This window comes from Azospirillum sp. B21 (assembly GCF_008364825.1).
In the GTDB taxonomy this organism is placed as follows: Bacteria; Pseudomonadota; Alphaproteobacteria; order Azospirillales; family Azospirillaceae; genus Azospirillum.
Window position 1 is genome coordinate 175,619 of record NZ_VTTO01000005.1, and the last position, 23,545, is coordinate 199,163.

The 23,545-nt window shown below is 68.9% G+C and carries 21 protein-coding genes; 4 read left to right on the forward strand and 17 right to left on the reverse strand.

Going from position 1 to position 23,545, the window contains the following annotated elements; translation table 11 throughout:
• Nucleotides 1-7: 7 nt before the first annotated feature.
• On the reverse strand, nucleotides 8-874 hold the full coding sequence (locus FZ983_RS14275; RefSeq protein ID WP_149224184.1) for an AraC family transcriptional regulator: 867 nt from the start codon (nucleotides 872-874) through the stop codon (nucleotides 8-10).
• Between the two features lie 159 nt (nucleotides 875-1,033).
• On the opposite strand from FZ983_RS14275, the gene FZ983_RS14280 reads away from it, so the two are divergent.
• Nucleotides 1,034-1,771 carry a siderophore-interacting protein gene (locus tag FZ983_RS14280; RefSeq protein WP_247883753.1) on the forward strand — a complete coding sequence of 246 codons (738 nt, stop codon included), beginning with the start codon at nucleotides 1,034-1,036 and terminating at the stop codon, nucleotides 1,769-1,771.
• 27 nt (nucleotides 1,772-1,798) lie between these two features.
• Here FZ983_RS14280 and FZ983_RS14285 read toward each other — a convergent pair whose 3' ends face one another.
• Nucleotides 1,799-2,611, reverse strand: a complete 813-nt coding sequence (locus FZ983_RS14285; RefSeq protein WP_149224185.1) for a class I SAM-dependent methyltransferase — start codon at nucleotides 2,609-2,611, stop codon at nucleotides 1,799-1,801.
• Nucleotides 2,612-2,852: 241 nt separating this feature from the next.
• On the opposite strand from FZ983_RS14285, the gene FZ983_RS14290 reads away from it, so the two are divergent.
• On the forward strand, nucleotides 2,853-4,871 hold the full coding sequence (locus FZ983_RS14290; RefSeq protein ID WP_149224186.1) for a BTAD domain-containing putative transcriptional regulator: 2,019 nt from the start codon (nucleotides 2,853-2,855) through the stop codon (nucleotides 4,869-4,871).
• Nucleotides 4,872-4,886: 15 nt separating this feature from the next.
• On the opposite strand, the gene FZ983_RS14295 is transcribed toward FZ983_RS14290, so the two are convergent.
• From FZ983_RS14295 to FZ983_RS14350, 11 genes are all read right to left on the reverse strand, one after another.
• Nucleotides 4,887-6,320, reverse strand: a complete 1,434-nt coding sequence (locus FZ983_RS14295; protein WP_149224187.1) for an FAD-binding oxidoreductase — start codon at nucleotides 6,318-6,320, stop codon at nucleotides 4,887-4,889.
• Nucleotides 6,321-6,324: 4 nt separating this feature from the next.
• Entirely contained in the window at nucleotides 6,325-7,032 is a 708-nt protein-coding gene (locus tag FZ983_RS14300) for an ABC transporter ATP-binding protein (RefSeq protein ID WP_149224188.1), read from the reverse strand.
• A complete protein-coding gene (locus tag FZ983_RS14305) occupies nucleotides 7,025-7,816 on the reverse strand; it encodes an ABC transporter ATP-binding protein (RefSeq protein WP_149224189.1) in 792 nt (263 codons plus the stop codon). Before FZ983_RS14305 ends, FZ983_RS14300 begins: the two co-directional genes overlap by 8 nt.
• A complete protein-coding gene (locus tag FZ983_RS14310; RefSeq protein WP_149224190.1) occupies nucleotides 7,813-8,817 on the reverse strand; it encodes a branched-chain amino acid ABC transporter permease in 1,005 nt (334 codons plus the stop codon). Before FZ983_RS14310 ends, FZ983_RS14305 begins: the two co-directional genes overlap by 4 nt.
• Nucleotides 8,814-9,692 (reverse strand): branched-chain amino acid ABC transporter permease, encoded by an 879-nt coding sequence (locus FZ983_RS14315; protein WP_149224191.1) that lies wholly within the window; start codon nucleotides 9,690-9,692, stop codon nucleotides 8,814-8,816. Before FZ983_RS14315 ends, FZ983_RS14310 begins: the two co-directional genes overlap by 4 nt.
• Nucleotides 9,693-9,902: 210 nt before the next feature.
• On the reverse strand, nucleotides 9,903-11,042 hold the full coding sequence (locus tag FZ983_RS14325) for an ABC transporter substrate-binding protein (RefSeq protein WP_149224192.1): 1,140 nt from the start codon (nucleotides 11,040-11,042) through the stop codon (nucleotides 9,903-9,905).
• Between the two features lie 90 nt (nucleotides 11,043-11,132).
• Nucleotides 11,133-11,993, reverse strand: a complete 861-nt coding sequence (locus FZ983_RS14330) for an isocitrate lyase/PEP mutase family protein (RefSeq protein WP_247883754.1) — start codon at nucleotides 11,991-11,993, stop codon at nucleotides 11,133-11,135.
• Nucleotides 11,977-12,525 (reverse strand): 3-isopropylmalate dehydratase, encoded by a 549-nt coding sequence (locus FZ983_RS14335; protein ID WP_188092328.1) that lies wholly within the window; start codon nucleotides 12,523-12,525, stop codon nucleotides 11,977-11,979. Before FZ983_RS14335 ends, FZ983_RS14330 begins: the two co-directional genes overlap by 17 nt.
• Before the next feature lie 8 nt (nucleotides 12,526-12,533).
• On the reverse strand, nucleotides 12,534-13,790 hold the full coding sequence (locus FZ983_RS14340; protein WP_149224194.1) for an aconitase family protein: 1,257 nt from the start codon (nucleotides 13,788-13,790) through the stop codon (nucleotides 12,534-12,536).
• A 26-nt stretch (nucleotides 13,791-13,816) separates the two neighbouring features.
• Entirely contained in the window at nucleotides 13,817-15,406 is a 1,590-nt protein-coding gene (locus tag FZ983_RS14345) for an FAD-binding oxidoreductase (RefSeq protein WP_149224195.1), read from the reverse strand.
• 22 nt (nucleotides 15,407-15,428) lie between these two features.
• Entirely contained in the window at nucleotides 15,429-16,319 is an 891-nt protein-coding gene (locus tag FZ983_RS14350) for an MBL fold metallo-hydrolase (protein WP_149224196.1), read from the reverse strand.
• 381 nt (nucleotides 16,320-16,700) lie between these two features.
• Here FZ983_RS14350 and FZ983_RS14355 point away from each other — a divergent pair, with 381 nt between their 5' ends.
• The gene (locus FZ983_RS14355) at nucleotides 16,701-17,549 is read left to right on the forward strand and encodes an IclR family transcriptional regulator (RefSeq protein WP_149224197.1); all 849 of its coding nucleotides are present in this window, start codon (nucleotides 16,701-16,703) and stop codon (nucleotides 17,547-17,549) included.
• A 69-nt stretch (nucleotides 17,550-17,618) separates the two neighbouring features.
• On the opposite strand, the gene FZ983_RS14360 is transcribed toward FZ983_RS14355, so the two are convergent.
• Nucleotides 17,619-19,205, reverse strand: a complete 1,587-nt coding sequence (locus FZ983_RS14360; protein WP_149224198.1) for an alpha/beta hydrolase — start codon at nucleotides 19,203-19,205, stop codon at nucleotides 17,619-17,621.
• 248 nt (nucleotides 19,206-19,453) lie between these two features.
• Between FZ983_RS14360 and FZ983_RS14365 the strand changes: the two genes are divergently transcribed.
• A complete protein-coding gene (locus FZ983_RS14365; RefSeq protein ID WP_149224199.1) occupies nucleotides 19,454-21,061 on the forward strand; it encodes a class I adenylate-forming enzyme family protein in 1,608 nt (535 codons plus the stop codon).
• Nucleotides 21,062-21,068: 7 nt separating this feature from the next.
• Here the strand turns inward: FZ983_RS14365 and FZ983_RS14370 are convergent, their stop codons facing one another.
• From FZ983_RS14370 to FZ983_RS14380, 3 genes are read right to left on the reverse strand one after another with little or no spacing between them, the layout of a single operon-like run.
• A complete protein-coding gene (locus tag FZ983_RS14370; RefSeq protein ID WP_149224200.1) occupies nucleotides 21,069-22,151 on the reverse strand; it encodes an alpha-hydroxy acid oxidase in 1,083 nt (360 codons plus the stop codon).
• Nucleotides 22,148-22,828, reverse strand: coding sequence for a tetratricopeptide repeat protein (locus tag FZ983_RS14375; protein WP_149224201.1), 681 nt, complete (start codon nucleotides 22,826-22,828; stop codon nucleotides 22,148-22,150). Before FZ983_RS14375 ends, FZ983_RS14370 begins: the two co-directional genes overlap by 4 nt.
• Nucleotides 22,828-23,514, reverse strand: a complete 687-nt coding sequence (locus tag FZ983_RS14380) for a Fe2+-dependent dioxygenase (protein ID WP_149224202.1) — start codon at nucleotides 23,512-23,514, stop codon at nucleotides 22,828-22,830. The genes FZ983_RS14375 and FZ983_RS14380 overlap by 1 nt, the downstream gene beginning before the upstream one ends.
• Between the last annotated feature and the right edge of the window lie 31 nt (nucleotides 23,515-23,545).

The window sequence follows — 23,545 nt, forward strand, 5'->3', positions numbered from 1 at the left end:
CATCGGCTCACGCGGACTGGTCGCGCAGCCAGGCGGCGGGGGTGACGCCCACGATCTGGCGGAAGACGCGCGTCAGATGCGCCTGATCGGAGAATCCGGCCATCGCCGCCGCAGCCGCCAGCGTCACGTCAGAGGTGGTCAGCAGCGACTTGGCGCGCTCCACCCGTACCCGCATCTGCCATTTGTGCGGCGGCACGCCGGTCGACGCCTTGAAGGCGGAGCAGAAATGAGCGGGCGACAGGCCGGTGAGGTCGGCCAGCTCCTGCAGTCGGATCGGCCGGCTGCAATGTTCCTCGATATAGTCGATCACGCGCCTCAACTGGCGCGGCGGCAGCTGGCCGCGCTTGCGGTCGGTCGCCGGCTCGGTCTGGACGAGGCCGATGAACAGGGCGGCCATCAGGCTTTCGCCGTAAAGGTCGTGCAGGTTGCCCGACGTCCGGCATTCCGCCGCGATCAGCCGGGCAAGGGAGAACAGCCGGTCGTCGGAGAAGTTCAGCCGCGGCCGGTCCATTTCCGCGATGTCCAGACCCTCGGTGAAGCGGCCTTCCAGCACGGACATATCGAAATGCAGGTCCAGATGGGTCAGGCGGCGGATGCTCTCGGTGCGGGACCAGACCTTGAGGCCGGCCGGAACGAAGCTCATGGGCTGGCGCCGGCTCAGCCGGTGGGACTTGCCGCGGTCGGGGGAGTCCATGACATGGAGGGCGCCGTCGCCGAGCTGGTCGAGCACCACGACGAGACGCGGGGCCTCCGACACATATTCGCCGCCGGCATGCTGCTCGCAGGCCACCGTCCAGATGTCGGCGATCATCCCGTTCCAGGCGCGCCATTGCAGATCGCCGAGAATGGTGATCCCTTCGGTGCTGCTCTGCATTCTCGGATGAAACGGCATCGATCGACTTTCTGGCCGCAAATCGCGCGGTTCCGGCACCCTTCGTGACAATCACCTCCTATAGGGCAAAGCGCTATTGCGAACAAGTCGTATTCTTATTTAGCATGCGCCACCATCGGTGCCGGCGCGGAGTGGCCTGTCTTGAGCAGCAAGTATCCCTGTGATCTTCGGTGGGTGGAGCTGGTCGCCGTTTCCGCCCTGACGCCGCGCATGCGCCGCATCGTCTTTGGCGGGTCGGCGCTTGAGGGGTTCACGCTGAAGCCCGGTGTCCTGGCCCCGCACATCGGTCTGGTGGTTCCGGCGGGGAACGGCGCCGGTTCTCCGTTGCGCATCTATTCGGTGCGGCGCTTCGATGCCGCCGCCGGGACGCTGGAGGTGAATTTTGTGCTGCACGGTGCCGGCGTGGCATCGGGATGGGCTGCCCGCGCCCGGCCGGGGGAAAGGGTGGGGATCTCGGTCTCGGGCGGGATCGCGATGAAGCCGGCTAGCCGCTATGTGGTGGCCGGCGACCATGCGGCGCTGCCGGCCATCGCCCATCTGCTGGAAAACCTGCCGGCCGATACCTCGGCCGAGGTGTTCGTCGAGGTGCCGGGGGAGGGCGAAGAGCAGGAGCTGGCATCGCCGGCCGCCACCTCCGTCACATGGTTCCACCGGGACCGACACTCCACGCCGGGCGTCTCGCCTCTGCCGGCGGCGGTGATGGCGGCGGCACCGGCCGGAGCGCAGGGGCTCGCGGTGTGGAGCGGGACGGAGCATGGCACCGCCCAGCGCATCCGCGGCCATGTTCGCCAGACCCTTCGCCTTCCCGCCGATGCCTGTTCGGTCGTCGCCTATTGGAAGGCGAGCGTCGCCCAGGGCGGCTTCGAGCATTATGGCTGAATCCGCCCTGTCCTGAGTTGGAAGGGGTTACCGCCGCCGGCCGAGCGTGAGCTGGAAGGTGCGCGGAACGTGGATCCCCCCGCCCTCGCGGAACCGCTCGTGGAAAGCGACGAAGTCCCGTTTCAGAGCGGAGCGTCGTTCCTCGTCCAGGCTGGCGGCCAGGGTGCGCGTCGGGCCGTAGCCGGTCACGAAAGTGTTCCAGGCCGCCTCGCCGCCGGTTTCGACGTAGTGGCTGGTCAGGGTCGTGACCTTCAGGTCGAAGGCGCCGCCCAGCAACTCCTCCAGCCGCTCGCTGCGGCCCCAGGCGAAGGGCGATACCGCCGGCGGCGCCGCCATGTAGGGGCGCATCAGTGCGAACATCTCGGCGATGGCGCCGTCCGGCGTCCAGGTGGTCAGGGCCAGCCGGCCGCCGGGCCGGCAGACGCGGGCGAGTTCCTGTGCCGCCGCTTCCGGCTTGGCGGCGAACATGACGCCGAAGGTCGACACCACCGCGTCGAAGCTGGCGTCGGCGAAGGGCAGCGCCTCGGCATCGCCCAGCCGGTAGTCGATGGAAAGCCCGTCGGACAGCGAGCGTGCGGCGTCCAGCAATCCGGCGGCGATGTCGATGCCTGTGACCTGCGCGCCGCGCCGGGCACAGGCGCGCGCCGTGATGCCGGTGCCGGTCGCGACGTCGAGGATGCGTTCGCCCGGCTGGGGCGCGAGCCCGGCGACGGCTGCGTCGATGCCGTCATAGACGCCGCGGATGATCTCCTCGTAATCCCGGCCGCCCGAACTCCACACGGCGGCGGCCCGCTCGTTGTGCGGCTGAATGGTGGGAGCGGTGGCGATCAGGCCGTCCATGTCATTCTCCTTGGGGTGTGCGATTGCGGATTGTGATTGCGCCCGGTGACGGCGGGCTTCGGCCGCGAGGATGGCGGGGGTACGTCAGCCGGGCGTCGTCCGATCGTCAGCCCTCGCGTCAACCGATCGTCAAAATGCCGACCCGTCCTTCAGGGGTAGCCCCCTGGGCCGACGCGTGTCTGACAGGATTCGTCCCGCCTGCTATGATCGGGGCGGTGTGTAATTTCCGTTTTGGTGCGGCATGGCCGGGCCGACGCTTAGGCTGCTGGGCGGCTTCTCGCTCGCCGATGCCGGCGGGCGTGCCCTCCCTCTGCGCGGGCGGAACGCGCAGCTTCTGCTTGCCTATGTCGCGATGACCGCACCGCGACCGGTCTCTCGCGAACGGCTGGCCGCCTTGCTGTGGGAGGACTGCGAGGACCGGCGGGCGTTGCACAGCCTGCGCCAGTGCCTGATGGAGTTGCGCCACCTCGGCGGGCAGGCGGGCCTTGATTTGATCCGCACGGACAGGAACGAGGTGTCGCTGGCCCTCCCGCCCGAGTGTGTCGACGGCGTGATGGTGGAGCGGCTGGCGCGGGAGGGCACGGCCGGGAGCCTGCGCGCCGCCGCGGCCCTGTGCGCCGGCCCGCTGCTGTCCGATGCGGAGACCTGCAGGCAAGGGTTCGATGACTGGCTGGCCGGCGAACGCGCCCGTTTCGCCCGCTTGGCGGCCGGGATCTTCGCGCGCCTGACGGCATCGTGCGAGACGGAGGGGGACTGGGACGGCGTGGCGTCCACGGCGGAGCGCTGGCTGGCGCTCGATCCCGCCTGCGAGGAGGCGCACCGCGCGCTGATGCGGTTGCATGCACGCAACGGCCGGCGGTCGGACGCCGTGCAGCAGTACCGGGTCTGTGCCGAGGCGGTGCGCCGCTGCCTCGATGCCGACCCGGAGGAGGAGACGGTCGAGCTGCTGCACGGCATCCGCGACCGCCACCCAGCCGCAACCGTGGCCGCAACAGTGGCCGCAACCATGGTGGAGCGGCCTGCCGGACTGCTGCCTGACCCCTCCCGGTCAAGCCGGCCGGTGCTGCCGGACCGGCCGTCGCTGGCGGTTCTGCCCTTCGGCACGATCGGCGGACCGGCCGAGGGCGGCGGCCTTGCCGACGGGGTGGCCGCCGACGTGCTGGTGCGGCTTTCGCGGCTGCGCTCGCTGTTCGTCATCGCCCGCGGGTCCTCTTTCCGCTTTCGCGGGACCCAGATCGACCCGTGTACGGTCGGCAGGGCGCTCGGCGTGCGTTACCTGGCTACCGGGGGGATCCGCACCGATGGGCACCGGCTTCGCCTGACCGTCGAACTGGTGGAGGCTGAAACCGGTGCCGTGATGTGGAGCGACATCTACGACCGCCGCCTGGACGCTGTGTTCGAGGTCCAGGACGAGCTTGCCTCCCGCATCGCCGCCGCTCTCGACGACGAGATCGAAGCGGCCGAAATGCGGCGCGCCCTGTCGGTTCCGCCGTCCTCGCTGGAAGGCTGGAGCGCCTATCATCGCGGCCTGTGGCACATGTACCGCTTCACCCGCGACGACAACGAGACGGCGCGCGGCCTTTTCCAACAGGCGCTTCGGACCGACCCGGCGAGTGCCCGGCTGCATGCCGGCCTGTCCTTCACCCATTTCCAGGATGCCTTTCTGCATCGCACCGGACAGCGCGGCATCGAGGCGGAGCACGCCTACCGCTTCGCCGAGCAGAGCGTGGGTTTGGACGAGCGCGATCCGACGAGCCATCTGGCCCTGGGCCGCGCGCTGTGGCTGCTGGGGAGGCAGGACGATGCGGTGGAGGAACTGAGCCTTGCGGTCGGCCTGAACCCCAACTTCGCGCTCGGCCATTATTCCCTCGCCTTCGTCCAGGCGCAGGGGGGCGATGCACGGGCCGCGCTGAGTGCCGCCGACGTCGCGCAGCGGCTGAGTCCGTTCGATCCGCTGCTGTTCGGCATGCTCGGCGCGCGGGCGCTCGCCTGCCTCAATCTGAAGGAGCATGCCCAGGCGGCGCTGTGGGGCGACCGGGCTGCGCGGCGGCCGAACGCCCATGTCCACATCCAGGCCATCGCCGCCTTTTCCAATGCCTTGGCGGACCGGCGGGAGGAGGCCGGAGGATATGCCCGGCGGATCAAGGAGACCGCGCCGTCCTACCGGTGCGACGACTTCCTCGCCGCCTTCCACACGCTGACGCCTTCCGTGGTCGACCTCATCCGGCGCGTCGGGCCGAGCATCGGTCTTCAATCCTGATCGTCGCCGTGCTGATCACGGCTCGTCGGTAGCGACGACCTTGCCGGGATTCATGATGCCCTGCGGGTCGAACAGCCGCTTGATGCCGCGCATCAGCGCCATCTCCGCCGGTCCCTTGAAGGCGGCGAGCGCGTCGCGCACGCTCTGGCCGATGCCATGCTCGGCGCTGATGGTGCCGTCCAACTCGATCGCCACGCGGTGGACGGCGGCGCTGATCGCATGGGCGATGGTTTCCAGCGGTTGGCTTTCCGTCCTCGCGCTGTTTGGCAAGATGACGACCAGATGGATGTTGCCGTCGCCGATATGCCCGACCGCCGCCACGCGGGCATCCGGCCGCAGCGCCTCGACGGCCGCGGAGGCGCGGGCGACGAAGTCGGGGATGCGGGCGATCGGCACCGCCGTATCGTGGCCGATGACGATGCCGCTCTTGCGATTGGCCTCCGACACGCTGTGGCGCAGCTTCCACAGGGCATCGGCTTGGGCATGGCTGCGGGCGACGGTCGCGTCGGCGACGCTGCCGTCCTCCAGCCCTTCGGCCAGCAGTTCCTCCAGCGCAGCGGCGAGATCCAGGCCCGCCATCGGGTCGGTGACCTCGGCCAGCAGATACCAGGGCATGGCCGCGGCGAGCGGACGGACGGTGCCCGGCACATGGGCGAGCACGGCGGCGAGCTGCGAGTCCGACAGGATTTCCGCGGTGGTCACCCGGTCGCCCAGCGCCCCGCGCAGCCGGGCGAACACCCGCAGCGCCGCGTCCAGCGAGGGCAGGGCAAGGAAGGCGGTGGCGACGCTGCGCGGGCGCGGGAACAGTTTCAGCGTCGCCGCGGTGACGATGCCCAGCGTCCCTTCCGCGCCGATGAAGAGGTGCTTCAGGGCATAGCCGGTGTTGTCCTTGCGCAGCGCCCGCAGGCCGTTCCACAGCGTACCGTCGGGCAGCACCACCTCCAGTCCGAGCACGAGGTCGCGCATCGGGCCGTAGCGCAGGACGGCGGTGCCGCCGGCATTGGTGGCGATGGTGCCGCCGATCTGGCAGGTGCCCTCGCTGCCGAGGCTCATCGGGAACAGCCGGTTGGCCTGTTCGGCGGCGGCCTGGACTGCGGCCAGGGTGCAGCCGGCCTCCACCGTCAGGCTGTCGCCGATGGGATCGACCGCGCGGATAAGGTTGAGGCGCGACAGGCAGAGCACCAGACTGTGGCCGGAGGCATCTGGAATGGCGCCGCCGACCACGCCGGTGTTGCCGCCCTGCGGAACCAGCGGCGTGCCGGTGTCGGCGCACAGCCGGACGATGGCCGCCACCTGCACCGCGTCGGCCGGGCGGACGACGCCCAGCGCCTCCCCCCGGTAACGGCCGCGCCAGTCGGCCAGGAAGGGCGCGGTGTCGGCCAGGTCCGACAGCACATGCGCCGGCCCGACGATGGCGCGGGCGCGGTCGAGAACATCGCTCCCCGCCATGCCCTCACAGCCCCAGATAGGCGGTCTTGATGCGCGGATCGGCCAGCAGGGTCTGCGCCGCATCCTCCATCACCACCCGGCCGGTCTCCAGCACATAGGCGCGGTCGGCCAGCCGCAGCGCCAGATCGACACGTTGTTCGACCAGCAGGACGGTGATGCCGGATTTGTGCAGGCTCTTGATCGTATCGGCCAGCGTGTCGACGATGATCGGCGCCAGTCCCAGCGTCGGTTCGTCCAACATCAGGCATTTCGGGTTGGCCATCAGGCCGCGCCCGAAGGCGACAAGCTGCTGCTGACCGCCGCTCATGGTGCCGGCCCGCTGGGTGCGGCGTTCGGCCAGGATGGGGAACAGCTCGTAGACCCAGCGCAGCCGCTCTGCGAAGCCCATGCTGCCCGGCCGCCCGCGCAGGGCACCCAGCTCCAGATGCTCCAGCACCGTCATGTCGGGGAAAAGCTGGCGGCCTTCCGGCACATGGACCAGCCCGCGTTCGATCACCTGATGCGGCGCCATGCGGTCGATCCGCTCGCCGTCGAAGGTGATCGTCCCGCCGCTCGGCCGCAGCAGGGCGGAGATCGCCTTCAGCGTCGTCGTCTTGCCGGCGCCGTTGGAGCCGACCAGCGTGACCAGCTCCCCTTCCTCCACGGTCAGGGAAACGTTGTGGACCGCCTCGCGGTGGCCGTAGCTGACCTTCAGACCTTCGACCTTAAGCATCGACCGGCTCCCGTCCCAGATACACGCGGATCACTTCGGGGTCGTTGAGCACCTGGGCCGGCGCTCCTTCGGCGATCTTCACCCCATGGTCCAGCACCACCAGCCGGTCGCAGACGCTGGCGACCACGCGCATGTGATGTTCCACCAGCAGCACGGTGACGCCGCGGGCGCGGATGCGGCGGATCATCTCTACCAACCGCTGGCCTTCCTCCGGATTCATGCCGGCGGCGGGCTCGTCCAGCAGCAGCAGGCGCGGTTCGGCGGCGAGCGCGATGGCGATCTCCAGCCGGCGCTGCTCGCCGTAGGACATGGAGTCGGCCAGGGTGTCGGCGCGATGGTCGAGATCGCAGAAGGCCAGGATCTCCATCGCCTTGCGCCGAAGCTCCGCTTCTTCCCGGCGATAGGCGGCGTTGCGCAGGATCGCGGCGCCCCAGCCGGCCCGCGTGGTGCGGTAGGCGGCGCTGCGTACGTTGTCGAGCGCGGTCAGGCTGGGGAACAGGCTGGTGATCTGGAAGGTGCGCGACACGCCGCGCTGGCCCATGACATGCGACGGCGCGCCGGTGCAGTCGCTGCCGTCGAAGCGGATGCTGCCCGAGGACGGCGGCAGCGAGCCGCCCAGCATGTTGAACAGCGTCGTCTTGCCGGCGCCGTTCGGCCCGATCAGCCCGACCACCTCGCCGGCCTGCACCGACATGGTGACGTCGCGTACCGCGGTCAGGCCGCCGAAGATACGGGTCAGGTTGCTGACGGACAGGATCTCTCCTGCGTTGGCGGTGGCGTTCATTTCGCACCTCCCTCTGCACTGGGCAGGCCGGTGGGGGTGGCCGGCTGGGTGTTTTCCGACTTGTTGCTGTTGCGCCAGCGCTGCCATAGGCTGACCAGGCCGCCCGGCAGGAACACGACGGTGCCGGTGAGCAGGGCCGCGAAGATGACCATGCGCAGCGGGCCGGCGACGCGCAGCGATTCCAGCAGGCCGATATAGACCAGCGCCCCCAGGATCGGCCCCAGGATGGTGCCGCGCCCGCCGATGATCACGACGATGATCAGGGCGGCGACATTGTGGACGCCCATGATGTCGGGGGTGATGACGCGGATGTAGTGGGCGTAGATGGCGCCGCCGATGCCGGCGATGGCGGTGGCGGCGACGAAGCCCAGCAGCTTGGTGTGGAAGACGTTGATGCCGAGCGAGGCGGCGAGCGGCGCGTTCTCCCGCACCGCCAGGAAGGCGCGGCCGGTGCGGCTGCTCACCAGCGCGTGGCAGAGATAGGCCGTCGCCAGCACGAGCGCCAGCACCAGATAATAGGTCGGGCGGGCGCTGTCGAAGGCCAACGGACCGATCGCCATCGGCGGGATGTCGGTGATGCCCATCGGGCCGCGCGTCAGGTCCACCCAATGATTGGTGATGGTGAACAGGATGGCGCCGAAGCCCAGCGTCAGGATGGCGAACTGCGGCCCGACCACCCGCAGGGCGGCATAGCCGATCACCAGCCCGAACCCCGCCGCCACCAGCCCGGCCAGCGGCAGCCCGAGCAGCGGCGGCAGGCCGAACTGGGTGGAGAGGATGGCGGAGGTGTAGGCGCCGACGCCGACGAAGGCGGCATGGCCGAAGGTGAGCTCGCCCAGATAGCCGATGACGATGTTGAGGCTGAGCGCCAGCAGCGCATACAGCATCCACAGCACCAGCAGATGTTCCAGATAGGCGTTCCCGGACAGGAAGGGCAGGACGGCCGCCGCCGCCACGCCGCCCGCGATTGCCAGGGTCTGGCCGTGGGAATTGGTGTTCATCGCAGACCCCTTGCCGTGCTGAACAGGCCGTGGGGGCGCCACAGCAGGACCGCGATGATCATCGCGTAGCCGATCGCCTCCATGAAGCCGAGGGAGATATAGCCGCCGCCCAGCGATTCGATGACGCCCAGCAGCAGGCCGGCGAACAGGGCGCCGGTGACGCTGCCCAGACCGCCCATGATGACGACGATGAAGCCCTTCAGCACCGCCCAGTTGCCGATGGTCGGGAAGATCATCACGGTGGGGCCGACCAGCGCGCCCGACAGCGCCGCCAGCCCGCAGGCCAGCGCGAAGGTGTAGGCGTGGACCAGCTTGATGTTGATGCCGGTCAGCGCGGCGCCGTTCGGATTCTGCGCCGTCGCCCGCATCATCTTGCCGAAGCGCGAATAGCGGATGAACAGGTAGACCGCGATCAGCGCCACCACCGCGGCGGCGAAGACCAGAACGCGCTGCTGGGTCAGCGTCACCGTGCCGATGTCCAGCACCTCGTCGGCGAAGGGACTCTCGACATATTTCGGATCGGCGCCGAACAACAGTTCGCCGCCGTTGGCGATCAGCAGGGCAAGCCCCAGGCTGGACAGCAGGATGGTGAATTCATGGTCGCGGCGCAGCGGCCAGAAGATCAGCCTGTTGGCGGCGATGCCGAGCCCCGCCACCACCACCGCCGAGATCGCAGCAGCCGCGATGTAGTCGAGCCCGAGCAGGGTGCCGACGAAATAGGTGATGTAGGCGCCGAGCATGTAGAACTCGCCATGGGCGAAGTTCACGATGCGCAGCACCCCGAAGACCAGCGTCAGCCCGGTGGCGATGAGCACATAGGCCATCCCGTTGACCAGGCCGTTCGCGATCTGCTGGGCGAAGACGGTGAAATCCATATCGAATCTTCCTGTCGGGGGGCGGGCGGTCGGATGCACATATCTCGCGATCCCGGAAGGATCCCCTCTCCCCCCCGGGGAGAGGGTTAGGGTGAGGGGGTGGCGTGGCGGGATTTTCCCGAGAATCCTCACTGTGCGTCCCCCTCACCCCGACCCTCTCCCCGGGGGGAGAGGGGGAAAAGGGGGGGAGAGGGCTTTCAACGCAGCCCCTCAGTCCCGGACGCTGACGATCTGCTTCTTCTGGATCTGCACCAGATGGATCGCCTGGTTCGCCTGGCCCTTGTCGGAGAAGCGCAAGGTTCCCATCACGGTCGGGACCTCCTGCGACTTCAGGGCGGCTGCGATCTTGTCGTAGGCGCGCGGGTCGCCGCCGGCGGCTTCGACGCCGAAAGCCAGGGTCTGAACCGCCTGGGCGCCGAGCGCGGCGATGAAGGACGGTTCGTTCTTGTAGGACTTGCGGTACTGCTCCAGCCACGGCTTCAGCGACGGGGCGCTGCCGTCCTCGGTGAAGGGCGAGGCGGAATAGACCTGCTCCAACGCATTGCCGGACAGTTCCACCAGCTTCGGGTTCATGTTGCCGGCGGACGCGATGACCTTGCCGCGGTAGCCGGTCTGCTTGATCTGCCGGTAGATCGTCGCACCCTGCGAGGTGTTGATCGCCGCGACATAGATCGCGTCGGCGTTCAGCGACTTCAGCTTGGTCAGCGCGGTGGTGAAGTCCGTGTCGGTGCGGTTGTAGAACTCGTGCCCCTTCACCTCGATGCCGCAGCCGGTCAGCAGCTTGGTGTAGTTGTCCAGCTCCAGCCGGCCCCAGTCGTCGTTGACGTTCATGAAGGCGATGGACTTGGGCTTGATGCGCTCGCAGATCGCCTTCGAATAGAACTCCGACATCATGGCCGAGGTGGCGTTCAGGCGGAACAGGTACTTGTGCCCCTCCTCCGTCACCTTCGGGTGCTGGGAGCTGGTCATGACGGTGATGATCTTGTCGCGCGTCACTTCCTTCATCGACAGGGCGACGGCGCTGAACCAGCCGCCGACGATCATGTCGACGTTGTCCTGCTCCATGGCGCGCTTGGCGGCGCTGACGCCGTCCTCGGGGGAGCCCTTGTCGTCGTAGGTCAGCAGCTCGATCTTGCGGCCGCCGGCGACGCCGCCCTTGGCGTTGATGACCGCGACCATCGCCTGCGCGCCTTCCAGGCCGAGTTGGCCTTCGAAGGCGCCGGTGCCGCTCATCGGGCCGATCAGGGCGATGCGGACCGGGGGCTGCTGCGCGTGAGCGCCGGTGCCGGCGAGGGGAATGGTCAGGGCCAGGGCCGCCGCGGCGGCAAGGAGAGTGCGCCTACCGAACATGGGGTTCCTCCGTGGATTGGTCGTCTTTTGCTTGGGCGTCTTTTGATTTGCCCTTGGAACCGGCGGGTGGTGCGCGCCGGCAAAGGATCGTCAGGCGGTTTTCAGGTAGCGCTTCTGCAGTTCCTCGATCTGCGGGAAGCCGATGAAGTCGATGAACTCGTTGTGGCCGGTGACCGGGCGCGGCAGGCCGCTGGTGGAGCGGCGTTCCGCAAGCGCGGCCAGATTCTCCTTCAGCGCCGAGGCGACGGTCATCAGCGGCACCAGCGCGTAGGTCGCCATGCCGGCCACCTCCTCGACCTCGTCCGCCGACAGCTTTTCCAGCCAGCCGAGCAGTTGGAGCGACAGCGGCACGCCGACCGCCTCGCGCATGGCGCGCAAGCCGTCGATATCCTTGAAGCACTTGCTGATCGGCTGGATCATGTCGGCGCCGGCCGCGACATAGGCGCGCCCGCGCTCCATGGCGGCGGCCGGATCGACCACGTCGGTGCGGGCGATGATCAGCATGTTGGGATCGCGCCGGGCCTCGACCGCCGCCTGGATCTTGGCGACGCCCTCGTCCATCGGGATCACCTCGACCCCGCCGACGCAGATCGGGCAGCGCTTGGGCGCCACCTGATCCTCCATGATGACGGCGGACACGCCCGACGCCTCGAACTCGCGGATCGTGCGCATCACGTTGATGGCGTTGCCGTAACCGGTGTCGATGTCGGCGATGACCGGCACATTGACCGCCGACACCACGTTGCGGACCACCGTCAGGTTTTCCGACATGGTGTAGAGCTCGGCATCCGGCTGGCCGAGGAAGGAGGCGGAGACGCCGAAGCCCGAGGTCATCAGCGCGTCGAAGCCGGCCGCCTCGATGAAGCGGGCGGACAGGGCGTCATAGGCGCCGGCCGACCAGACAGTCTTCTGCGCCAGGACGCGGTTGCGGAATTCAGAGCCCCGGGACATGCGCATGATCCTTTTGTTCGCGTTGCTGGGCCGCCTGCCGCTTCAGGAAGGGGACGAGGCCGCCGGCCTCGATCATCTCGGCATCCGCCTGCGGCAGCGGCTCGTAGGGAGTTTCGGTGCCTTGGCTGTGGTTGCGGACCACGCCCGCCGCCCAGTCCACCTCGATCTCGTCCCAGCGCCGGACGAAGCCGAGGATCCCGGGGCAGCTGACCTGCGGGAAGCCCATGCTGACCTCGCCGCGCCAATAGCCGGGAGAGAAGGACTCGGCGATCACCCCGGCGATGCCGAGATGGCGCATCGCCTTCATCGGTGGATAGTGCGGGTGGCCGTAGCCGAAATTGTCGGCGCCGACCAGCAGGTCGCCCTGCCGCACCGACTTGGCGAAATCCGGGTCGTAGCTCTGCATGGCAAGCTGCGCCAGTTCGGCCACGTCGGTGATCTTGATGTTCTTGACGCCGACGATCTGGTCAACGTCGAAGTTGATCTCGTCGAAGATGAAGGCGACGCGGCCCCGCATGATTGGCATTGTCATGGCGGCCCTCACAGATACGGGCGCGGATCGGTGATCCGGCCCTCGATGGCGGAGGCGGCGACCACCGCGGCGTTGCACAGGTAGATTTCCGAATCCGGGCTGCCCATCCGGCCGCGGACGTTCAGCGTGCCGGTGGACACCGCACGCTGGCCCGCCGTCATCGTCGCGATGCGGCCGAAGCAGTAGTCGCAGCTGGGCGAGGAGACGAACGCCCCGGCCTCCACCAGCGTGGACACGAGCCCCTCGCGCGCCGCCGCCGCCATCAGCTCCTGGCTGGTCGGCACGATGTGCAGCGACACGCCGGTCTTCACCCGCCGGCCTTCCAGCACCTTGGCCGCAGCCCGCAGATCCTCCAGCCGGCCCGAGGCGCAGGAGCCGAGATAGCCGGCATTGATCTCCAGCCCCAGGAACTCAGTCAGGTCGCGCGTGTCCGCCGGGGTAGGGGGCACAACGACGATCGGCTCCAGGTCGGACAGGTCGATGTCGTGGACGGCGGAATAGCGCGCGTCCGGATCGCTCGACACCGGGTCGAGCTTCTTGCGGGCACGCGGCAGGGCGTAGTCGAGCCGCACCGGGTCGGGATTGACGATGGCGGTCAGGGCGCCGGTGAACATGGCGAGCCCGGTGATGGTCTGAAGCCCTTCGGTGGACATCGCCGCCACCGACGGGCCGCCCAGCTCCAAAACCTGGAAGCGGCAGGAACTCGGCCCCAGCCGGCGCACCAGATGGTGGAAGACGTCGCGCGCCATCACGCCGGGCCGCAAGGACCCGCGCAGGTTCACCCGCACGGTGTCGGGCACGCGGATCGACACGGTGTCGCTGACGAAGGCTTCCATCACGTTGCGGCGCAGCCCGATGGCGAGCGTGCCGAAGGTGCCGAGCTGGCTGACATGGCCGTCGAAATGGACGACGAAGGCACCCGGCGTCGCATAGCCGACCTCGGCCGCCACCTGATGGCCGATGCCGTGCCGTTCGAACAGCGGCACATCGTTCTCCGCGCACCAGTTGCGCGTGTTGATGTGAAGCTCTTCCTCCTTCGCCGTGGCGGTCGGCACCATGTGGTCGATGAAGATGCCGAAGCGTTCCGGCTCGGCCACCCGCTCGATGCCGAAGTCCTCCTTCATGGTCTTGAAATAGACGTCGGTGTAGCCGGGGAAGTCGTAGGCCAGCACGAAGTCCGGCTTCGCCTTGATGTCCTGTCCGGCGCGGACCGCGGGCAGCCCCGCCGCGCGTGCCAGGATCTTCTCGGTGATGGTGTAGCCCATGGCGTGGATCTCTCCGCTCCCGTCCGTCAGCTATCGAGGCCGAGGGAGCCGGGATTCATCAGCCCCTGCGGATCGACGGCGCGCTTGACGCCCTCCAGCAGCGACCAGGTTTCGGGGGTCATGATCTCGCGGAACGGATAGTCGCGGGCGACCTGCCAGCTGACGCCGCCCAGGCTGCAATACAGCTCCTGCGTCGCGCGGCGCAGTTCCGCCACCGCGTTGCGCGCCTCCGGGTTGGCCGGGCGGTCGCGCCAGGGCTTCACCACCTCGTCGCCCAGGCTGGCGGCGTGCAGCGGCGTGATCTCGTCGTTCCAGTAGAAGGCCGGCTCAAGGAAGAAGTCGTTGCCGACCGTCATGGTCATCACCGAATAGATGATGCCGTGCTTTTCCATGAATCCGCGCTTCTCCGCGAAGAAGGCATCGTTGGCGGCGACCACCTTGTCGGCGTCGCCCAGCGGGAAGATGGCGTGGATCGGCACCCAGCGCTGGCCCTCGCGCCCCAGCATGCCGCGCACCGGGCCGAAGGGCTTGGAGCGCATCACCTTCGGCACGCTGTTCTCGATCTCCTTGCCGTGGCGGGCGCCGATCTCGCGCACCGTCTGCATCGCTTCGCGCAGTTGAGCCTCGCTGCGCCCCTCGACCACCAGATGGAGGGTGAAGTTGTGGTCCTTGAGGAAGGCGGTGCCGGCGGTGGCGACGCTCAACGCCTCCTTGGCGCCCTGGAACAGCGACTTGCCGGCCTTCGCCACGTTGCCCAGTGTCTTCAGCCCGTCGGACAGCTTATTGACGCTGGCCGAATGCTCGACCTTGGTGCGGTCGATGCCGAAGCCTTCCGAAACGCAGCGCGCCCGCGCCATCTCGACCTGCGCGGCGGCCATCGCCTGCATGGTGGCGAAGCCGAAGGACAGGAAATCGCTGTGTTCCGGCCGGCGGTGGAGCCGCAGGGTCGCCGCCACCTTGAAGCCCATGGCGCCGTTGTCGCCCAGGAACAGGCCGGTCAGGTCGGGACCGCCCGACCGCGTGAAGGGCTTGGTCCCGACGCGCCCGCCCGATCCGGTGGTGACGACGCGCCCGTCGGCCAGCACCACGGTGACGCCCAGCACGCTTTCCGCCACGGTACCGTGCAGGGCGGAGCCGAAGAAGGCGCTGTTCTGCGACAAGGCGCCGCCGATGGTGGCGTTGATGCCCGACAGCGGCCCCCAATAGCCGGTGCGCAGGCCGGTGCCCTCCAGCGCCTCGTTCAGCGCGGCCCAGGTGCAGCCGGTCTCCACCGTGACGTAGAGGCTGTCGGTGTCGAGGTCGATGACGCGGTTCAGCCGGCGGCTGTCGATGACGACCGAATCCGGCCGCTTGGGCAGATAGCCCTTGGTGTAGGACATGCCGCCGCCGCGCGGCACCACCGCCACGCCGGCATCATGCGCGGCGCGGATGGTGGCGGCGACCTGATCGCGGTCGCGCGGCAGGGCGATGGCGAGCGGCGGAATGCCCGGCTGCCAGAACACGTCGTTGGCGTAGAAGTCGCGGCTCTTCTCGTCATCCAGCAGGCCGTCGGCGCCGAGGGCGGCGCGCAGGGCGTCAAGCAGGGTGGCCGTGCCTTCGAGGGCGGCGATGCTCATGGAATGTCCCTCTTGGGTAAGGTCAGGCCGCGAGCGGCTCGAACCGGAAATCCTCGGCCGTCCGGCGGACATAGCCGGTGTGGGGAGCGCCGAAATGGGCGGGGAACACCAGGGCGTTGCGGTCGGCGGCATGGTCAAGCAGCCGGCGCCGGGTCGCCACCGCCTGCGCCTGGTCCTCGCAGAAGCGGCTGTTCCAGTCGGGACGGCACACCTGCATCGGCTGGTGCAGGCAGTCGCCGGTGAAGTAGGCGGCGTGGCGGTCGGACTCGAGCCGGACGAACATCTGCCCCGCCGTGTGGCCGGGGGCCAGTTCGACCGACAGCCCGTCGAGGATGCGGTCGCCGTCCTCGATCAGGTCCACCTGTCCGGCTTCCCATACCGGCATGACGCTGTCCTCCATCACCGGGCCGTTGCCGGGCATGCCGACCAGACCGCCTTCGGGGCTGCGCCAGTGCTTGAACTCCTGCGCGCCGTAGATGTAGCGGGCATTGGGGAAGGTCGGGACCCAGCGCCCGTCGACCAGCTGGGTGTTCCAGCCGACATGGTCGATGTGCAGGTGGGTGTTGATGACCAGAGTCACGTCCTCCGGCCGCACGCCGGCGTCGGCGAGGTGGCGCAGATAGGGCTTGTCCAGCATGTGGAAGCGCTCGAAGCCCGGCGTGTGGCGTTCCTTGTGGTTGCCGCAGCCGGTATCGACCAGGATCACATGGCGGTCGGTGCGGATCAGCCAGCTGTGCATGCTCGACATCAGGCGCTTTGATGCCGGGTCGAGGAAGTTCGGTTCGGCCAGATCGGGGTTCCGGGTCAGGATCGCCTCGTCATAGGCGGGAAACAGGAAGCCGGGGTCGAAACCCGGCGTCAGCATTTCCTCGATCCGCGTGACCGTGAACGCACCCAGGGCGATGGTTTGCATTGTCCTCCCCTCGTGCAGGGTGCCGGCGGCCGTGTCTCATGAAATCGGAAGATTGACGTCGGGAGACGGCGGCAGGCCGGAGCATGGGGCGCCGGCCTGCCGGGGCGATGGCGGCGCGCTTGTTCTGTTTGTTCGCCAATGAAACCATTTGCGCTCTGCAGTGTCAACAGGCAAAAATGGTGTCACTGTTTGACACGGGCGGCGGACTGCGTCAGGGATGGTGGAAAGGGGTTGCGCAACCGCGCGGACGCCTTCAATGCTACCGGCGCACTGCACCTGTGACGGGATCAGCGCGACTGCGCCGCCATCTACCGGCTGTGCCGGACACCGAGGCTTCCGCCTGGCATCGGGGCACGCGACATCCATAAGGGGCTTGAACGTATGGACACCGAACAGGACGACAACCAGGGCGCGGAAAAGAACGGTCTCAGCGTTCGCGCCGTGTCGCGCGCTCTGGCCGTGCTGCGCAGCTTCTATCAGGAAGGGCCGACGCTGACCTTGACCGAGGTCGCGAGCGCCGCGAAGCTCGACAAGGGAACGGCGCGGCGCATCCTGCTGACGCTGGTGCAGGACGGCTTCGCCGCCTTCGACGCGCAGAGCCAGAAATACAGCCTGGGGCTGGAGATCCTGAAGCTGGCGGGGGCGGTACCGGAGCGGCGCGACCTGCGCCAGATCGCCTCCACCATCCTGTCGCGGCTGGCGAAAACCACCGGCAGCACGGTGTTCCTGTCTGTCTACCATGACGGATCGGCTGTGTGCCTGGACCAGTTCCACAGCGACCGCTCGGTGGAGGTGCGCTGGTGGATCGTCGGCGGGCAGCTGCCGATGAATTGCGGTGCCGCACCGCGCGTGCTGCTGGCCTATCTGCCGGAGGCGGAGGTCGAACGGGTGCTGGCGCGCGGGACCACCCGCCTCACCCCCCACACCACCACCGATCCCCGCCAGTTGGCGAAGGAGTTGGAGGAGGTGCGGGAGCGCGGATGGTCGATGGCGGTCGACGACGTGATCGAGGGGCTGGCCGCCATCGCCATGCCGCTGTTTGACCCGGACGGGCGGCTGCTCGCGGCGGTCAGCCTGACCGGCCTGACCCCCCACATCGTCCGCAACGGTCAGCCCAATTTCCTGGACGACATGCGCGGCGCGGTGCGGGAGATCTCGTCCAACCTCAATTCGCTGTCGGCCCCGCCGCTGCACCGGGCTGCCCGCGCGCAATCCGTGCTCGGGGGGTGATGGTGGGGCCGGCAGCGGAAAGGGCGCTGTGTCGCTCTATGCAACGCGGTGCGAATTGACGATCACGGCCTACCCGTTCAGGAAGGCGGCGTAGCAGGCGATGGTCGCTTCCACGGCGTCCGCCGCCTGGCCGGGATACCAGACGGTGGCTGGGGTCGGCGTGACCTCCGTTCTGGACGGCGCCAGCCGCTTCGCCTCCGCCAGCCCTTCCACCAGCATGTCGGCAGGACCGGCGCAGATCAGTGCCGGCCGGGTCAGGCGCGGCAGGCGGGCGCGGGTGTCGTAATGGAAGGCGGCGCGGTAGGACCGGTCGTAATGGGCGCCGCTCGCCAGCAGGCCCATGGTCCAGTCATGCAGCACCGCCGCGTCGGGCACGCCGATGGCGCGGGCGGCAGCGCGCTCCTGCCTGTACCACGGCCAGAACAGGAACATGTCGCGCCGCATGTTCCAGGCCTGGAGCAGATGCAGCCCCCAGCGGTCGGCGACCAGTGGCGGAAAATAATTGGTCAGAATGTCGGCGCTGAAGTCGGGCGGGATCAGCACCGGCGCCTCCAGCACTGCACGGCCGACGCGGTCGGGATGGCGGACCGTCAGTTCCAGCGCCACCAGCGCGCCCGTGTGAGTGCCCCACAGGTCGAAGCGGTCGAGGCCGAGCGCATCGGCGACCGCCAGCGCATCCTCGGCCAGCATGCCGATATCGACCGTGCGGTCGGGCTTGTTGGATTCGCCGTTGCCGAGATAGTCGGGGGCGATGACCTCCCATCCCGGAGCCAGCCCGTGCAGAAGCGGCAGCAGCGGCTTCGAGGATCCGGGAGCCGATTGCAGCGCCAGCAGCGGCCGGCCGCGCCCGGCGCGGCGCAGATGGACGCGGCCCTGCGGCGTGTCGGCGTAGTCGTGCCAGACCTGTAGCGGGTCGGAGAAGGGCTGCGTCGGCGGCAGGGGCTTGGCATCGGGCCGGCCGGACAGCATGGCCGACAGGGTGCCCGCAGTTTCTTGCAAATCCTCGACACGGAGGATGCCGGATTGGCCGGCAAGCCGCGGCATGGCGTCGAGGCACAGGCTCCACAGCGCTTCATAACGGTGCGGAGCCGCTGCGGCGGTGCGCAGCATCGCGTCGAGGGCCGCGGCGTCGGGCAGGGGGGCGCCCCGTGCGGCCGGATGCCGGGCGTCGCGCGGCTCCAGCACATGGGCGTCGCGCAGATGCGCCCACAGCACGGCCAGATGGGTGCCGTCGTCGCGCGGTGCCAGCGGGGCGGGGGTCAGGCGGCGTTGCGTCCAGCCTTCCGCCGCTGCCGCATCGGCGAGCAGGACGGTGTCGGGACGCCAACTTGTCCCGCTGTCCTGCAGCGCGACGGCCAGCGGCGCCGCAAGGTCGAAGGAGAGCAGCGGACAGGGTGAAAGGCCCAACGCGCTTGCAGCCTCCGCAGTGATTTGGGCCAAGCCGGCGATGTCCTCCGCCCATGCGCCGCTCGACCCGCCGGTTCCCGGCAGATCCACCGCGGTGACGGTCCAGCCCGGCAGGTTGCGGGCCAACTGGTCGGCGCGGGTGGAGGCGGCGGCGATCAGGCCGGGCAGCACCAGCAGGTCGGGACCGGACCCGCTGCGCCAGACGCGCAGCTGGCCTTGACCGATGGTCACGTAATGGGGTGTCGACATGGATGTCCTCCCGGTCGGCAGGCGCAGACTGCCTGCATGTCTTCGTGCGAAGGGGGTGTCGAGTGCCGCGGGGGCCATTGCGGCCATTTTGTTGATGTCGCGGACTGTGCCGCTGTTTGACACTCAGTTCATAGAATGACATAGTCTGACGGAGATCGACAAGGGCGGTGCCGGTTCATGCGCGGAGGTCCGCGGCTACGGCGTTGCCCCATTCATGGAATCCAACGAAATCGGCAGGGAGGACGGGCATGGCCTGGCCGGAAGGAACGGGCGTTCCCAAACGACGCGAGCTGCTTTTCGGCACGCGTCTCGTACCATGCTACAGCGAGCGTCCGGCGACCATCGACGCGATGTTCCGCGACGCCGTCGCCCGCCGGCCCGATGGCGAGGCGCTGGTGGATGGCGAGCGGCGCTACAGCTATGCCCGACTCGATGGGCTGGTGACGCGGGCCGCTGCCGCGTTGTCAGCACGGGGTGTAGCGCCGGGCGAGCGCATGGCCCTGGTGCTGTCCAACCGGGCGGAGTTCCTGATCGCGCTGCTGGCGGCGGCGCGCGCCGGCATCGTCGCGGTGCCGATCAGCGCGCGCGAACAGCGGCCGGGCATCGCCGGCATCCTGAACGATTGCGGCGCCTCCATCCTCGTCCACGACGCCGCGCTCGCCGATCGCATGCCGATTGCCGGGGAGGTGCCGTCGCTGGCCCTGCGGCTGTCGGTCGGCGGTGCGGTGGAGGGCTGCCGGCCGTTCGAGGATCTGCTGGAAACCGACGCCGCCCTGCCGGAGAAAGCGGAGCCGCAGGGCGAGGAGGACACCGCCGTCATCCTCTACACCTCCGGCACCACGGGGAAGCCGAAGGGCGCGCTGCTGGCCCATGTGAACATCATCCACTCCGCCATGCATTTCGAGGAATGCTGGGACTATCGCGAGGGGGAGCGGGCTGTGCTGGCGGTTCCGGCCTCGCACGTCACCGGGTTGGTCGCCGTGGTGATGGCGATGATCCGGGTCGCCGGCTGCACCGTGATGATGCCGGCCTTCGACGTCGCCGGCTTCCTCGATCTGGCGAGCCGGGAGCGCATGACCACCACGGTGCTGGTCCCGGCGATGTACAATCTCTGCCTGCTGCGCGCCGATTTCAGCCGCTACGACCTGTCGTCCTGGCGGATCGGCGGCTTCGGCGGCGCGCCGATGCCGGAGGCGACGGTGGAGGCGATGGCGGAGCGGCTGCCCGACCTCCATCTGCTGAACGCCTATGGCTCCACCGAATGCGCCACCATCATCAGCGTGGTTCCCATCGGCCACACCCGCGCCTGCCTGGATTCGGTCGGGATGTGCGTGCCCTGCGGCGACCTGCGGATTATCGACGAACAGGGGCGCGAATGCCCGCCGGGGGTGAGCGGAGAGGTGTGGATCCGCGGGCCGATGACCATCCGCGGCTATTGGAACCGCGAGGACGCCACCCGCGACAGCTTCGTCGACGGCTATTGGCGGTCGGGCGACATCGGTGCGCTGGATGCGCAGGGCTATCTGCGGCTCTATGACCGCAAGAACGACGTCATCAACCGGGGCGGCCACAAGATCTATAGTGTGGAGGTCGAAAACCTGCTGGTCCGCCATGCCGACGTGGTGGAGGCGGCGGTGGTCGCCCATCCCGATCCGGTGCTGGGCGAGAAGATCCATGTCTTCGTCATCTCCAAATCCGGCGGCCTGACCGAGGACGACGTGCGCGACTTCTGCCGGGCCAATCTCGCCGACTACAAGGTGCCCGATTACGTGACCCTGCTGAGCGACGCGCTGCCGCGCAATGCCAACGGCAAGGTGACCAAGCGCGTGCTGCGCGATCAGGTCTCCGCCGCGTGAGCCCGGCTCAAGCGGACGGGTAGATCACCGAGCGGTCGATCTCGGCCAGGGTCGCGCGGCCGGTCAGCGCCATGGCGACCTCCAACTCGGTCTGGAGCAGGGTCAGCATATGGGCGACGCCGGCCAGACCGCCGACCGCCAGGGCGTGCAGCACCGGCTGGCCGACCAGCACGGCGTCGGCACCGAGTGCCAGCGCCTTCAGGATGTCGGTGCCGCGGCGGATGCCGCCGTCCATCAGCACGGGCAGGCGGCGGGCGGCACGTTCCGCCACCGCCGGCAGCGCGTCGATGGAGGCGGGCAGGGTGTCCAGCGTCCGGCCGCCATGGTTGGATACGATGATTCCACCGGCTCCGGCCGCGATGGCGGGGTCCACATCGTCGGGGTTGAGGATGCCCTTGAGCAGGACGGGCAGGGGCGTCTCGCCGCACAGCCACGCCACCGTCTCCCAGGTCGGGGCGGCATGGAGCAAGCCCTGGAACACCGGGCTGCCGGGCCGCAGCGGTTTGAAGTTGTCGGGAGCGAGGCCGGCGAGGTTGACCGGGGCGATGGTCGGCGGCAGGCGGAAGCCGGCGCGCTGTTCCATGTTGCGCATGCCGTTGACCGGCGCGTCCACCGTCAGGACCAGGGCGCGGCATCCGGCATCCTCCGCCCGCCGCATCAGGGTCAGCGTGTCCTCCCGCCGCGGCTGGGTGTAGAGCTGGAACCACAGCGGCGCCGTAGCCCGCGCTGATATCTCGTCCAGGCGCACGCTGGCCTGGGTGCTGACCGTCATCCAACTGCGCGTCAGGCCGGCGGCTTCCACCGTCGCGAGTTCGCCGTCGGGATGCACCAGCTTGTGATAGGCCATCGGCGCCAGGATGATGGGGTAATCGAGCGTCTCGCCGAACAGGTCCGAGCGCGCGGTGGCGTTGGACAGGTCGCGCAGCACGCGCGGCATCAGCCGCAGGCGGTCGAAAGCCTGGCGGTTGGCGCGCTGGGTGATGCCGTCCGCCCCGGCCCCGCCGATATAGGCGCGGGTGGCCGGATCGACGCGGTCGTTGAAGTAGCGTTCATAATCGAACAGTGAAACGGTGTCGGGCGGAACGCTCATCGGCGGCTTTCCTGCGGCGAGCCGGGGTCGGCGAGTGCGACGGCCTGCGCGGCGAGCGTCTGGATCCGCGGATCGGGGTGCGGCGCCAGAGCCGCGGCCATGCTGCGGTAGAAGTCGGGGAAGCCGCAATCGAGCGCAAGGCGGAACCAGCGCAGCGCCTCGTCGCACAGGCCGTCGAGCAGAAGCATGCGGGCATAATTGAAGCGGCCCCAGCAGTCGCCGCCCTCCGCCGCCGCCTTGAACAGGGCGCGCGCCGCCGCATCGTCGGCGGGCACCGCGCGTCCGCTCTCGTGGAACAGGCCCAGCATGTTCAAGGCCTTGGCGATGCCCTTGGCGGCTGCGGCGGCATAGAGCCGGTAGGCCGCCTCGTCATCGGCGGGAACGCCGACGCCGCGGCAGTGGAGGTCGGCCAGATTGAACAGCGCCCAGCCGTCGCCCAGGTCGGCGGCTTTGCGGTAATGGGCGGCGGCCTGGACCGGATCGGTGGGAACGCCCCAGCCATGCTCATGGCAGCGGCCCAGCATGTTGACGGCGCGCGCGTCGCCGCCGCGCGCGGCGCTGCGGAACCAGCCATAGGCCTGCTCGCCCTCGCCGCGGTCGAGGCAGGACTGGCCGAGCGCCAGCAGCGTGTCCGCGACGCTCAACCCCGGCGATCCGGTCCGCGCACGCTCCGCCATCACACCTCCGCCCAGCGGCGCAGCAGGTTGTGATAGTGGTTGACCAGCGACAGCACGGCATGATGGCCGTCGCCCAATTCCTGCCGCAGTTCGATGATCGCCATGTCGAGATCGTAGAGCATGGCGCGCAGCCCGTCGTCGCGCACCATCGACTGGGTGAAGAAGAAAGAGGCCCAGCGCGAGCCCCGCGTCACCGGGCTGACCTGATGCAGGCTGCTGGACGGGTAGACCACGGCGTGGCCGGCCGGCAGCTTCACCGATTTGGTGCCATAGGTGTCCTCGACGATCAACTCGCCGCCGTCATAATCCTCGGGATCGCTGAGGAAGATGGTGGTCGACACGTCGGCCCGCATGCGCATGCCGCCGGTGCCGGGGATGGCGCGGATGCTGTTGTCGACGTGATAGCCGTAGGTCATCGCCCGGTCGTACCGGTTGAACATCGGCGGCAGGACCCGCAGCGGCAGAACGGCCGAATTGAAGGCCGGGCTGCGGGCAAGCGCGCGGAGGATGACCACGCCGAGTTCCCGCGCGGTCTCGCTTTCCTCGGGGATCTGCAGATTGTGCTTGGCGCCGGCGGCCTGATCGCCCGCGGTGGTGCGCCCGTCGACCCAGGGCGAGGCTTCCAGCACCGCCCGGCACTGCGCGACCTCGTCTGCGGTGAGAATGTCGGGGATCTGCAGGAGCAAGGCGTGTTTCCTCGTACAAGTGGCCGGACCG